The organism is Streptomyces sp. NPDC059224 (assembly GCF_042754285.1).
In the GTDB taxonomy this organism is placed as follows: Bacteria; Actinomycetota; Actinomycetes; order Streptomycetales; family Streptomycetaceae; genus Streptomyces.
The window spans coordinates 1-12,087 of sequence record NZ_JBHZAN010000055.1 but is presented as its reverse complement, the minus strand read 5'-3'; the positions used below and the strand labels follow the sequence as shown (position 1 = coordinate 12,087).

The 12,087-nt window shown below is 71.9% G+C and carries 12 protein-coding genes and 1 pseudogene; 4 read left to right on the top strand and 9 right to left on the bottom strand.

Annotation, left to right across the window (positions count from 1 at the left end; translation table 11 throughout):
* Window positions 1-28: 28 nt before the first annotated feature.
* The 9 genes from ACFXI4_RS40000 to ACFXI4_RS39960 form a co-directional block, all read right to left on the bottom strand.
* On the bottom strand, window positions 29-1,582 hold the full coding sequence (locus ACFXI4_RS40000; protein WP_385001194.1) for a DUF1996 domain-containing protein: 1,554 nt from the start codon (window positions 1,580-1,582) through the stop codon (window positions 29-31).
* Between the two features lie 173 nt (window positions 1,583-1,755).
* Window positions 1,756-2,406: a LuxR C-terminal-related transcriptional regulator gene (locus tag ACFXI4_RS39995; RefSeq protein ID WP_385001191.1), complete on the bottom strand. Its 651-nt coding sequence runs from the start codon at window positions 2,404-2,406 to the stop codon at window positions 1,756-1,758.
* Window positions 2,391-3,665, bottom strand: coding sequence for a sensor histidine kinase (locus tag ACFXI4_RS39990; protein WP_385001188.1), 1,275 nt, complete (start codon window positions 3,663-3,665; stop codon window positions 2,391-2,393). Before ACFXI4_RS39990 ends, ACFXI4_RS39995 begins: the two co-directional genes overlap by 16 nt.
* A 172-nt stretch (window positions 3,666-3,837) precedes the next feature.
* A complete protein-coding gene (locus ACFXI4_RS39985; protein WP_385001185.1) occupies window positions 3,838-4,845 on the bottom strand; it encodes an NAD-dependent epimerase/dehydratase family protein in 1,008 nt (335 codons plus the stop codon).
* 65 nt (window positions 4,846-4,910) lie between these two features.
* Complete coding sequence (locus tag ACFXI4_RS39980; protein WP_385001182.1) at window positions 4,911-5,513, bottom strand: winged helix-turn-helix domain-containing protein; 603 nt, start codon at window positions 5,511-5,513, stop codon at window positions 4,911-4,913.
* Window positions 5,514-5,841: 328 nt separating this feature from the next.
* Window positions 5,842-6,780, bottom strand: a complete 939-nt coding sequence (locus ACFXI4_RS39975; protein WP_385001179.1) for a DUF6891 domain-containing protein — start codon at window positions 6,778-6,780, stop codon at window positions 5,842-5,844.
* 82 nt (window positions 6,781-6,862) lie between these two features.
* Window positions 6,863-7,894, bottom strand: coding sequence for a glutamine synthetase (gene glnII, locus ACFXI4_RS39970; RefSeq protein ID WP_360493662.1), 1,032 nt, complete (start codon window positions 7,892-7,894; stop codon window positions 6,863-6,865).
* A 284-nt stretch (window positions 7,895-8,178) separates the two neighbouring features.
* On the bottom strand, window positions 8,179-8,889 hold the full coding sequence (locus ACFXI4_RS39965; RefSeq protein ID WP_385001175.1) for a hypothetical protein: 711 nt from the start codon (window positions 8,887-8,889) through the stop codon (window positions 8,179-8,181).
* A 130-nt stretch (window positions 8,890-9,019) separates the two neighbouring features.
* Complete coding sequence (locus ACFXI4_RS39960; protein ID WP_362728590.1) at window positions 9,020-9,388, bottom strand: arsenate reductase family protein; 369 nt, start codon at window positions 9,386-9,388, stop codon at window positions 9,020-9,022.
* Between the two features lie 144 nt (window positions 9,389-9,532).
* On the opposite strand from ACFXI4_RS39960, the gene ACFXI4_RS39955 reads away from it, so the two are divergent.
* The 4 genes and pseudogenes from ACFXI4_RS39955 to ACFXI4_RS39940 all read left to right on the top strand — a co-directional run bounded on the left by ACFXI4_RS39955 (window position 9,533) and on the right by ACFXI4_RS39940 (window position 12,010).
* A complete protein-coding gene (locus ACFXI4_RS39955; RefSeq protein ID WP_385001172.1) occupies window positions 9,533-9,943 on the top strand; it encodes a hypothetical protein in 411 nt (136 codons plus the stop codon).
* Window positions 9,943-10,587: pseudogene (locus ACFXI4_RS39950) on the top strand (caspase domain-containing protein); the annotation flags it as partial. The gene ACFXI4_RS39955 and the pseudogene ACFXI4_RS39950, both read left to right, overlap by 1 nt.
* 360 nt (window positions 10,588-10,947) lie before the next feature.
* Complete coding sequence (locus ACFXI4_RS39945) at window positions 10,948-11,499, top strand: peptidylprolyl isomerase (protein WP_362728594.1); 552 nt, start codon at window positions 10,948-10,950, stop codon at window positions 11,497-11,499.
* Between the two features lie 196 nt (window positions 11,500-11,695).
* Window positions 11,696-12,010 carry a hypothetical protein gene (locus tag ACFXI4_RS39940; RefSeq protein ID WP_385001169.1) on the top strand — a complete coding sequence of 105 codons (315 nt, stop codon included), beginning with the start codon at window positions 11,696-11,698 and terminating at the stop codon, window positions 12,008-12,010.
* Window positions 12,011-12,087: the final 77 nt, after the last annotated feature.

Here is a 12,087-nt window from a genome sequence, read left to right as displayed (position 1 = left end):
TGTTTCCGGGTCACCGGCTAGCTACGGCTCACTGGCACTTGCGGCCGGAGTTGACGCAGTTGGCGATCTTCGCCGCCAGGTTGTTCTTGGTGACGCTGATGAAGTCGTCGTGGTCGGTCGACGGCTTGTGCAGCTGCTCCGGGAAGCCGTCCACCGCGTAGGCGTTCTTCACCTGGCCGTTCTGGACGGTCGGCGGGGTGATCTTGTAGACCAGACGCATCGTCAGCTGCGGAATGGCCTTGAAGCCGTTCCCGCAGACACCGCTCGCCGGGTCCGCGAAGGCCACGTGCGTACGGTGGTTGGCGCTGTCGATGTTGACGCCGTCCCAGCAGCTCTGGAAGGCGAACGTCCGGACCACGTTGCTGCCCCGCGGGCAGATCGGGTACTGCTCGGTCAGCTGGACCTTGTTCTCGAAGCCGGTGCAGCTCCAGTGCGCGTTGGCGTTGGCCAGACCGTTGGTCGTGGTCTTGGCGTCACCGGTGATGATGCGCAGGAACTGCGGCATCGCGACGACCTTGCTCGCCGGGCTGCCGACATACTTGATCTCCGCCGACTGCGGGGTCAGGATCTTGCCGACGTTGCCTTCCTTGCCACCGCCGTCCGCGTTCTGGTCGAAGTCCTGCGTGCCGTTCTGCACACGCACGACCGGCCAGTAGTACGACGACAGGTCGCTCTGGTTCTGGCAGGAGCTCGGCGCCGCCAGCATCGAGTCGTTGGTGGCGAAGGCGTTGACCTTCTGGTTGCCGACGTAGTCGTGCAGGTGGTGCGCGCCGTTGGCCACGCCGGGCGCCACGATGACGTTGTCGGTGTTGTGGTTCTTGTTGGCGTTCACACCGCAGCGGGTGGTGAAGGAACCCGTCGAGGCGGTGCGCTGCTTCTGCGGCTTGGCCAGGACGTTCGGCGCGACCTTCGTGATGTCCACGAAGTCGGCCGCGACCGGGCCGTTGCCCGCCTGCCCGCCGATGTTGGCCGGGGCGCTGGCGCTGGCACTCGGGGCGGCCGTGGCCTGGCCGTTGTTCCCGTTGTTCTGGCCGCCGTTGTTGTTGTTCTGACCACCGTTGTTGTTGTTCTGGCCGCCGTTGTTGTTCCCCCCGCCGGCGGTGGTCTGGTTGGCGGTCTGCGTGGTGCAGGCGGCGAGCTGGGCCAGCGAGCTGTCGAACTGTCCGCCGACCCGGGTGATGTCGATCCGGATCCGGTCGATCGTGGCCGCCCGCTTCTCCTTCAGGGGGGCGACGATCGCGTTCTGCACGAAGTTCGCGTCGTTCGCCTGGGCCTGGCGGGTGGAGGCGAGACGGGCGTAGGCCTCGGTGATCTGCTTGTCGAGTTTCGCCAGTTCCATCGCCACCCCCTGCCTGGCCTTCCACGGCACGTTCGTCAGCTTCTGGCCGACGTCCGGGCAGGAGATCGTCGCGACCGTGGCAGCGGCGGCCTTGGTGTAGTTCTGGGCAGAGTTGTTCGACTCATGCGCCGAAGCGTTCATCTGTGCCCAAAGCAGCCCGCCCCCGCCGAGCACTAGGGCCGCCGATGCGGCTATGGCCTTGGTGGCCAGCGGCGTACGGCGTTTGCGTGTGTTGCGTCCCATGGAACTCCTCTGACTTCCTTGGCGGGGCAGCATCGAGGCGCCCGACAGGAGTGAAGCGGCGCCCTCTCATACGAAGGGCGCCTCAGTGGTGTTCAGCCGTCTCATAAATTCATCAGAGACTTGTTACCGACTTGGGGCACAACTGCCGTTTGAGCAGGGCAACTTCTGGAAATTCAGCGGTCGCGGTCCAGATACGCGAGCACGGCCAGGACGCGCCGATTGTCATCGTCCGACACCTCGAGTCCCAGTTTGGTGAAGATGTTGGAGGTGTGTTTGGCGATGGCCCGTTCCGTGACGACGAGCTGGGCGGCGATCGCCGCGTTCGAACGGCCCTGCGCCATCAGTTCCATGACCTCCAGCTCCCGCCGTGTCAAGGCCCCCAGGGGCCGGTCGCCGGCCCGCCGGGACAGCAGCTGCTGGATCACCTGCGGATCCATGGCCGTACCGCCTGCCGCGACCCGCCGTACGGCGTCCACGAACTGCTCCGCGTCGAACACCCGGTCCTTGAGCAGATACCCCACCCCGCCGCTGCCGTCGGCCAGCAGCTCCCGCGCGTACAGCTGCTCCACGTGCTGGGAGAGGACCAGCACCGGCAGCCCCGGCCGGTCCCGCCGCGCCCTGAGCGCGCACTGCAGCCCCTCGTCGGTGTGCGTGGGCGGCAGCCGTACGTCCACCACGGCCACGTCCGGCTCCAGCTCGGCCAGTGCCCGGGTGAGTTCGGGGCCGGTCTCGACGGCGGCCGCGATCTCGAAGTCGTAGGCCTCCAGCAGCCGGACCAGCCCGTCGCGGAGCAGGAACAGGTCTTCGGCTAGGACAACGCGCACGGAATCTCCATGGTGACCATGGTGGGACCGCCCGCGGGGCTGCTGACGGCCAGGACGCCGTCGAATGTACCGAGCCGCCGTTCGACCCCGGCGAGCCCCGACCCGGCGCCGATCACCGCGCCGCCCCTGCCGTGGTCGGTGACCGAGATCCGCAGCATGCCGGCGCCTTCCGGCACGTGGTGCACGTCCACCCAGATCCGGTCGGCGCCGGAGTGCTTGACCGCGTTGGTCAGCACCTCGCTCACCGCGAAGTACGCGGCCGACTCCACCGGCGCGTCCGCCCGGCCCGGCAGGTCCACGGTCACCTCCGTGGGCACCGGCAGCCGCAGTGCCAACGCCCGTACGGCATCGCCGAGTCCGCGCTCGGCGAGCACCGGCGGGTGAATGCCCCGCACCAGGTCGCGCAGCTCGCCCAGGGCCTCCACGGACGCCTGCCGGGTCTGCGCGAGCAGCCGCTTCGCCTTCTCCGGGTCCTTGTCGAGGAGCATCTCGACGGTCCCGAGGTCCATGCCCATGGCGACCAGCCGGGCCTGCGCCCCGTCGTGCAGATCCCGCTCGATCCGCCGCAGTTCGGCCGCCGAGGTGTCCACCGCGTCCTTCCGGGTCTCGGTCAGCACCCGCACCCGCTCGGTGAGTTCGCCCTCCCCGGGGGCGAGGACGGCACGGGTGAGCCTGAAGTGGACGGTCAGCAGGGCCGGGGCGTACCGCGCGGCGGCGACGAGGATGACGGCGCCGAGTCCGGCGGCGGCGAACGCGGTGGCCTGCCCGGTGACCGGCACGAAGCCGTACCAGTAGCCGTCCCCGAGCACCCGCCACAGCCCGGCGGCCACCGCGAACCCCTCCAGCGGATAGAACACGGCCAGCGCGGGCAGCAGCGCGGTCACGAACCCTGCCGTCATGTCGGCCGGCAGCCACAGCACGTCCCGCCCGACCTGCGGGTCCCGGAGCAGCGCGAGGGTGCGGGTCCAGGGGCCGGCCTTGGCCGGCAGCGGCCGGTAGGCCGACGGGATCCGCATCCCGCACCACTCGTGGGCGAGCCGTCGCCGCACGTCCGCCACGTCCCGCACACCGCCGAGGACCGCCGGGGTGGTGAGGATGCCGAGGCCGGCCGGGATCAGCGCGACGGAGACCACGGTCAGGACAAAGCAGAGAATCGAGAGCGCCGGCATCACCAGCGCCAGCACCAGCCCCCGTACGGCGGCGAGCACGACCTCCCGTACCCTGGCACGGAAGCCCCGGCTGTTCGTGTTCGTCATCATGGCGCCAGTCTGTCCGACCACTGCGCCGCGGGTCACTGGCCCAAAGCCCCGTGCGAGGGGGTGGTGCTGCGTACACCCCCGAGGGGTGCGACGACCCGCCAGGGGCGCGGGCTGCGGCGATCTGCGGCTCCGCCGCGTGGGCGCGCTCAGCCCCCAACGGCTCGCGCACCGATCACGGCCCTCCTGCCGGAAGGCCGAGCGCCCTCGCCTCGACTTCGGGGTCGAGTCCGACGGCCGGCCGGTCCGCTCGCACCGGCACCTCACCCCCGGTCTCCCGCAGCCACTCCCACGTGTCCGCCACCGTCTCCTCGGCCGGCCGGCACACCAGCCCCGTCCCCACCGCCCGCGACACATCCATGCGATGCACCGCGTCGTACGTCTCGCTCCCCGGCGGTACCCACACCGGCAGCTGGACCCACGGCTCGATCCCGGCGGCGAGGACCACCTCGGGGCCGGTCCAGCGCAGCTCGGCCGCCGAGCCCGTGACCCGGCGGCACGCCTCCAGCAGCGCGCCCATCGTGGTGTGGCCGAACGGCGCGACCAGGTTGTACGGCCCGGACAGGCCCCGCTCGACCGCGCCCAGAGTCCACTCGGCGAGATCGCGGGCGTCCACGAACTGGACGGGCAGGTCGTGCGGCCCGGGAGCCAGGACCGGGCCGCCCCGGGCGATCCGGTTCAGCCACCACGGCAGCCGGCCGACGTTCTCGTACGGCCCGAGGATCAGCCCGGCCCGCACCAGTACCGAGCCGTCCGCGCCGAAGGACTCCACGGCGGCCAGCTCACCGCCCCGCTTGTCCCGCGCGTACTCGGTGTGCCCGGCGGCGGCGGCCCCCGTCACCAGGGCCGTGTCCTCGGCGAACCCGGCCGGGCGCGGCCAGTCGTAGACCGAGCAGCTGGACACGTAGACGTACCGTCCGGCGCGGTCCCGCAGCAGCCGTGCCGTCTCCCGCACGGCGCTCGGCGCGGCCGACCAGGTGTCGACGACCGCGTCCCACCGGGTGCCGTCGGCGAGCGCGGCCAGACCGCCGGGCGCCGTGCGGTCGCCGTGCAGTGACCGCACGCCCGGCGCGGGCGGGTGGTGTCCCCGGTGGAAGACGGTCACCTCCCAGCCGCGCCCCAGCGCCGCCGCCACGACGGCCCGCCCCACGAACTCCGTACCACCCAGCACCAGAAGTCTCATGCGAGTGATCGTGCCCGGACACGGCGCCGGAGGGAACGGGACTCTGCCGAGGGCAGAGCGTCCCGTCAGCGGCCGGTCGGCGGGGTGTACTTGTAGCCGACCCGGCGGACCGTCTGGATCGCCTTGCGGTGTTCCGCGCCGAGCTTGCGGCGCAGCCGGGCGACATGGACGTCGACCGTGCGGCCGTCGCCGACGTGGCCGTAGCCCCAGACCGTGGTGACCAGCTGGTCGCGGGTGTGCACCCGGTTCGGGTGCGCGACGAGGTGGGCCAGGAGCTCGAACTCCAGGTAGGTGAGGTCGAGTTCACGCCCGTCGACCTGGGCGGTGCGCTGCACGGGGTCGACGGTGACGAGCGGCCGGACGCCGCTCGCGTCCCGCTCGCCCGGTGCGTCGGCCTGCTCCCGCGCGTCCGGCACCGCGACCGGCAGGAACGGCGGCCGCTGGTCGGCGGGAACCAGCACCAGGTAGCCGATCATCGGCGGCCGGCCCGGCAGGGCGGGCACGGTGTGCTGCGGGGCGGGCAGCCAGGTGGCGCCCGGCGGCAGGAAGTCCGCCATGTCCACCACCTCGTCCCGGTCGACGGCGCGCAGCCGGTGCCGGGCGGCCGAGGAGGCGGCGAGGGTGGAGGCGGGGGCGGAGGCGGAGGAGAGAGAACGAGTGGTCGCCATGAGACGTCAGCTCTTTCGCGCGAGGAGTTCGTCGGTCGGGACGACGGCCGCGATTCGTGGTCGGGCGCGCCGGGACGTTCTGCGTTTCGCGCTGGCCGAAGGCCGGGGTGTACGGCTTTAGAGGGCCCGCGCGTTCGTCGCGCGGCAACACACCCGGTCGAAGTCGTGGTGCTGACGGGAAGGCCAGAAGGGCTCGAGGTCATGGCGACCCGTCGCGCTGCACTTCTGGTAGCTGGCCATGCGCCCATTGAAGCAGAGACAGCCCGGAAACAGGACCCTCCTCTCACTGCTTGGACGCGTCCCTGGCGGGATCCGGACGTCGGCCTCCTCATCCCACCAGGCGTTTGTGCCAGGTCAGCGGGGTGAGCTCGATCGCCTTGTCCGGATTGCCGTCCCACACTGCGGACAGCCCGGCGGCGGTGAGGGCGGCGACCACCTCGCGGCCCACGGCGGTGGTCGTCTCCGCGGAGCCGTCGAAGCCGCCGTAGTAGAGGCTGAGGCCGTGGCCCTCGGCGGCGGAACGGGTGCCCTGGTGGTGGAAGAAGACGAAGCCCCTCGTCCCGCCCGCGTCCTCGGCCTCGGCGCCGATCTCGGCCAGGCCGCAGGAGCGGCAGCAGGTGAAGTCCTCGCGGGCGACGACGCCTTCGCGCTCCAGTGCCGCGAACGCCCGGGTCAGCCGGTCGGGGTCGGTGGGTCCGCGCCAGGCCCGCTGCTCCGCCACCCGCGCCACCCAGAGCCGCTCCACGAGCTCGCGCGCCTGGGCCGCGGAGACCGGCGCCGGGCCGTCCCGCTCGTCGTCCGCCATCAGGTCCACGGTCTCCCGGACGAGCCGGTCGATCCCCAGGTAGCCGTCCTGGAGCAGGACGCGCACCTGGGCCTCGGCGCGGGCCGCGACGTCGGCCGCGAGCGCCGGTGCCTCCTCGCGCGGCGGCACCGGCACCGGTTCCCAGGCGACGCCCGCGTCCCAGCCCTCGTCCTCCCGTGCCCAGCCGGTCAGCAGCTCCGCCACCCGGTTCGGGTCCGTGAGGTCCGTACCGGAGAACTCGTCAGCGCCGCGCCGGTGTTCGAGGCGGTAGCCGCCGCCCTCCTCGTGCCACACCTGCGCGAACACCTTCGGCAGGTCCGGGACGCGCTGGGCGATCAGGAAGCGGTTCCCGGCCGCGCCGAGCCCGCGCACCGCCTCGCGCAGGACGTCCGGCGAACCCCACAGGTACCTCTGCCCGTTCTCCGTCCAGGCGTTGACGGCGAGCTCCTCGTCGATCTCCATGCGCCCACCATGGCACGCGCCACCGACAACGCCGCGGGGGCGTCCACCGTGACGGTGGACGCCCCCGCGGGGAGTTCGCGGATCAGACCTGGCCGGCCTTGTCCAGGGCGGTGCAGCAGGTGTCGACGATCAGCCGGGTCACCAGGTACGGGTCGACGTTGGCGTTCGGGCGGCGGTCCTCGATGTAGCCCTTGCCGTCCTTCTCGACCTGCCAGGGGATGCGGACCGACGCGCCGCGGTTGGAGACGCCGTAGGAGTACTCGTTCCACGGGGCGGTCTCGTGCAGACCCGTCAGCCGGTCGTCGATGCCGGCGCCGTAGTTCTTGACGTGGTCGAGCGGCTTGGAGCCCTCGCCGAGCGACTCGCACGCGGTGATGATCGCGTCGTAGCCCTCGCGCATCGCCTTCGTGGAGAAGTTGGTGTGCGCGCCGGCGCCGTTCCAGTCGCCCTTGACCGGCTTGGGGTCGAGGGTGGCGGAGACGCCGAAGTCCTCGGCGGTGCGGTAGAGCAGCCAGCGGGCCACCCACAGGTGGTCGGAGACCTCCAGCGGGGAGACCGGGCCGACCTGGAACTCCCACTGGCCGGGCATGACCTCGGCGTTGATGCCGGAGATCGCCAGGCCCGCCTTCAGGCAGTTGTCCAGGTGGGCCTCGACGATCTCGCGGCCGAAGATCTCGTCGGCGCCGACACCGCAGTAGTAGCCGCCCTGCGGGGCCGGGAAGCCGCCCTCGGGGAAGCCCAGCGGGCGGGCGCCGTCGAAGAAGGTGTACTCCTGCTCGATGCCGAAGATCGGCTCCTGCGCGGCGAACTTCTCCGCGACCTCGGCCAGCGCGGCACGCGTGTTGGAGGAGTGCGGGGTGAAGTCGATGTCCAGGACCTCGCACAGGACGAGTACGTCGTCGCCGCCGCGGATCGGGTCCGGGCAGGTGAAGACCGGCTTCAGCACACGGTCCGAGGAGTGCCCCTCGGCCTGGTTCGTGGAGGACCCGTCGAAGCCCCAGATCGGCAGCGCGTCCAGACCGGCGGGGGCACCCGCGATGATCTTCGTCTTCGAACGCAGCTTGGCCGTCGGCTCGGTGCCGTCGATCCAGATGTACTCAGCCTTGAAGGTCACGGGCCACATCCTTCGGGGTGGGTCGGGCGCACTTGCGGGTGCAGCGGCGCTACGGCACTGGGGCGCCTCGGTGTCGCCCGGCAGCCTGTCAACAGGCGATTTCCCGATCGTTGCTCGAATGTGAACCCGGTGTTACCTGGCGGTTCTGTGGTGCGGCTCACGTTGTGAGGCCGGGGCGGGCGGGGTACAGAGCCCATTTCGGGCGCCGTGCGCGGGCCCCGCCCGGCGGCCGCCGGCTTTCCCTCCGTGAAAGCCGGCGGCCGGGCCGCAGCCCGTCCCGTCGATCAGCCGACCTTCTGGATCAGGGCGCGGCGGATCAGGAACTTGCCGGGCTCCCGGACCTGCTCGAAGGCGGCGTTGTTGAGCAGCACGCAACTGCCGGACACCGAGGTGACCTTCACCGTCGTGGACTTGTTGTTGTCCAGGTTGGTGACCTTCAGCGTGGTTCCCGCCGGGAACTGGTTGCTGGAGGCGGCCGGCGCGCCGGCCTCGCCGGAGAGCGTGACGGTCGAGCCGTTGCAGACCTGCTGGCCCGCGGCTGCGGCACCGCCTCCGGTGTTCCCGGTGGCCGGGCTCTTCGAGGGCGCCGGCGCGGCGGTCTGCTGGCCGGTCTGGCCCGTCTGACCGGTCTGGCCCGTCTGCGCGCCGCCCGCCGCCTGGGAGCCCTGAGCCGACTCCCCAACGACGCAACCGGACGCCTTCTGCTGGACCTTGATCTGTGCGATGACCGCATCGCGGTTGGCGATCCGGGCCGCCGACTGGGCGTCCGGGTTCGCCCTCTGGTCCGCGATGAACTTCTGGTTGTTGCCGAGGGCGGTGGCCAGCCCCGAGCAGACGGTCGAGTCCGCGGCCGACGACAGGGTCTTCGCGTTCTGCGGGGTCTGCGCGGCGTTCGAGGTGGACGCCAGGACGAAGGCCCCGCCGCCGGCCACGGCCGCGGCGCCGACCAGCAGAGCGATCGACTTCTTGGCGCCGAGAGTTCTCCTACGCGACATGCGCGCCTCCTGGGAGGGGTGGGGGAACGTACGCCGCTATGTACGAGATACCGAACGGAGTTACTCAACGGTTACCGGAGTCGCCGAAGTAACGTACGTCACAGGGCAGTTGAGGGGCGCTCCGCTCCGGTCACCGCTCGACCCTGGCCAGCGCTTCCTGCACCGCCTCGTCGGTACGGGCCACCAGCGCCGTCCCGTCGTCCGCGGTGATGATCGGCCGCTGGATGAGCTTCGGGTGCTCGGCGAGCGCGGTGATCCAGCGGTCGCGCGCCGCCTCGTTCCGCGCCCACTCCTTCAGCCCCAGCTCCTTCGCCACGGCTTCCTGGGTGCGGGTGATGTCCCACGGTTCGAGCCCCAGCCGCCCCAGTACGGCCCTGATCTCGTCCGCGCTCGGCACGTCCTCCAGATAGCGGCGGACGGTGTAGTCGGCACCCTCGGCATCGAGCAGGCCGATCGCGGTACGGCACTTCGAGCAGGCCGGGTTGATCCAGATCTCCATACCGGCCACGGTAGCCACCCCCCGGCACCCCTCGGCACCGCCCGGCGCACCGGCGCCCGGCTTCGCGGACGGATCACCCCGGGCGCCCTTTTTCCCTATCGTGGTCGGACGGCCGACGGAATCGGGGGAGCGATGCGGGTCCGGATGACGACGACGGCGGACGGCGGGCAGGACGCCGTACGAGATCTGTACCGATGGCTGCGCGAGGATCCCGACGCGCGCCGCGCGGCCACCCCCGCCCTGGTGCCCGCGCCGGACGCGCCCACGCCGCCTCCTGGTACCGCGATGGGAGCGGTCGAGATCATCGAACTGGTCCTCGGCCAGGGCTTCTCGGCGCTCAACCTGGCGCTCGCGTACGCCGCCTGGCGCGGCCAGCGGCCGGCCGCCCCGCCGATCGTCATCCAGCTCGGGGACGGCCGGTCGGTCACCGTGCAGGACGGCTCGGCCGAGACCGTACGCCGCATCGTGGCCGCCCTGGAGGAACCCGCCGCCCGTCCGCGGGACCCGGACCCGGACGGGGCGGGGTCCGGGCCGGGAACGCCGGGAGGGTCGTGATGGGCCTGCCCGACCCGGCGGCCTCCCGCGCGCTGCTGATCGGCGTGAGCGAGTACGCCACCCTGCCCGTGCTGCCCTCCGTGGCGGGCGGCGTCGACGACCTGGCGAGCCTGCTCGGCGCCGACGACCTGTGGGGGCTGCGCGGCCCCAACTGCCGTGTCCTGCACGATCCGGCGTCCCCGGAAGCGGTCCTGGACGCCGTCCACGACGCCGTCACCGAGGCGGCCGACCTGATGCTGGTGTACTTCGCGGGGCATGGACTGGTCTCCCAGGACGGCGACCTGTATCTCGCGCTGCCGCGCGCGGACGCGAGCCGCCTGTACCGGGCGGTGCCCTACGACGCGGTCCGCCGGATGCTGGTGTACGAGTGCGACGCGCCCCGCAAGGTCGTCATCCTGGACTGCTGCTACAGCGGCCGGGCGATGACCGGCCACCTCGGCGCGGACGGCACGCTCGCCACCCTGGCCGAGGCGGACGGGACCTACCTGATGACGGCCGCGGCCGAGACCAGGACGGCCTGGGCGCCGGAAGGGGAGAAGTACACCGCGTTCACCGGCGAACTGATCGCCGCGCTGGGCGGTGGCGTGCCCGGCGGAGCCGCACTCCTGCAGATGGACACGCTGTTCTGGCACGTGCACCGCGAACTGACCGCCAAGTCGAGACCGAAGCCGCAGCAGCGCGCCCGCAACGGCGGACACGGCATCACCCTGGTACGGAACCGGTGGGCGGCGACGCCCGGGACGGACCGCGGCGGGACGTTCACCGACGGGGCTGACGCCGGCGATGTGGGGGCGGCGGCCGGCGGCGAGGGGGTCGTGGTGCCGGGCTTCGGCGGGGTGGACACCGATGGTCCGGCGGCTGCTGCGCCGGTCGCGGTGCCGGCCCGCCGGCCGGGGAACATGGGCGGGAAGCCCGGGGGGAACCGGGCGACGGATCTCGTGGAGGCCGCCGAGACGGTGGCCCGGAGCCGTGAGGCGCTCGCCGCGCCGTCCGGCCGCCCCCGGGTGCCCGACGGCGAACTCCACGCCGTCCTGCACACCAGCCTCGGGGACGTCACGCTGCGCCTCCTGCCGGACCACGCGCCCGGCACCGTACGGAACTTCGTCGATCTGGCCGAGGGGGCACGGGAGTGGACCGACCCGCTCAGCGGGCGGAAGACCCGGGCCAGGCTCTATGACGACACCGTCTTCCACCGCGTGATCAAGGGATTCATGATCCAGGGCGGTGACCCGCTGGGAACCGGACGGGGCGGCCCCGGCTACCAGTTCCGGGACGAGTTCCATCCCGACCTGGCCTTCGACCGGCCCTACCGGCTGGCGATGGCCAACGCCGGACCGCACACCAACGGCTCCCAGTTCTTCATCACCGTGGCACCCACTCCCTGGCTGAACCGCAAGCACACCATCTTCGGCGACGTCCTCGACGCGGCCGGCCGACGCGTCGTCGACGCCATCGCCGCGACCCCCACGAGGGCCGGTGACCGTCCCGTACGGGACGTTGTTCTGCACGGCGTCAGCGTGCACGAATCCGACTACCCCGACCAGGTCCAGCGCTAGCCGTGTTCGAATTTCCGCCGCCCCACGCGCACCATCCGAAACCGCTGAACCGGGACCGCAACAACGCGTGTCACCTGCTGTTTTGACGGCTCGTTCGGGACCCCCGATTGTCAGTGGCGGCCAGTACACTGGAAGCAGTGTTCGAGAGAGTCGCCGGGGTGTCCGGAGGCCCTCTGACCGCGACAGGAGGATGCCTGTGCCCGCTGCCGCTCTGAAGCCGAAGCCGTTGCCGACCCAGTCCACCGCGAAGCGTGCCGTCCTGCTCGACTCGCCCTACGCGCCGGCGGAGAAGCACCCGCTGCCGGCCGGGCGGCCACGCGAGTGGTACGTCATGCACAACCGCCGCCTCAAGGCCATGCGTCTGGCCATCGCCCTGCTCGACTCCGGCGTCTACCTGCCCAACCAGGCGCGCGACGAGACGATCAGGAGCACGGCGCAGGACATCGGCATCCACCCGCCGTCCGCCAGCACGTGCCACATGGTGCGGGCGCTGATGCGATATTCGCGGTGAGCCGCCGGCGCCCGGGGCGGGCGGCCGGCAACGCCCCCGCGCCCCCCCCCCCCCGGCGCCCACCGCCCGCCCCCCCG

Coding starts and splice junctions, on each gene's coding strand:
- ACFXI4_RS39955 (WP_385001172.1), top strand. CDS start 9,533: ATGACGACGACGGCGGACGGCGGGCAGGACGCCGTACGAGATCTGTAC.
- ACFXI4_RS39985 (WP_385001185.1), bottom strand. CDS start 4,845: ATGAGACTTCTGGTGCTGGGTGGTACGGAGTTCGTGGGGCGGGCCGTC.
- ACFXI4_RS39975 (WP_385001179.1), bottom strand. CDS start 6,780: ATGGAGATCGACGAGGAGCTCGCCGTCAACGCCTGGACGGAGAACGGG.
- ACFXI4_RS39980 (WP_385001182.1), bottom strand. CDS start 5,513: ATGGCGACCACTCGTTCTCTCTCCTCCGCCTCCGCCCCCGCCTCCACC.
- ACFXI4_RS40000 (WP_385001194.1), bottom strand. CDS start 1,582: ATGGGACGCAACACACGCAAACGCCGTACGCCGCTGGCCACCAAGGCC.
- ACFXI4_RS39965 (WP_385001175.1), bottom strand. CDS start 8,889: ATGTCGCGTAGGAGAACTCTCGGCGCCAAGAAGTCGATCGCTCTGCTG.
- ACFXI4_RS39990 (WP_385001188.1), bottom strand. CDS start 3,665: ATGATGACGAACACGAACAGCCGGGGCTTCCGTGCCAGGGTACGGGAG.
- ACFXI4_RS39960 (WP_362728590.1), bottom strand. CDS start 9,388: ATGGAGATCTGGATCAACCCGGCCTGCTCGAAGTGCCGTACCGCGATC.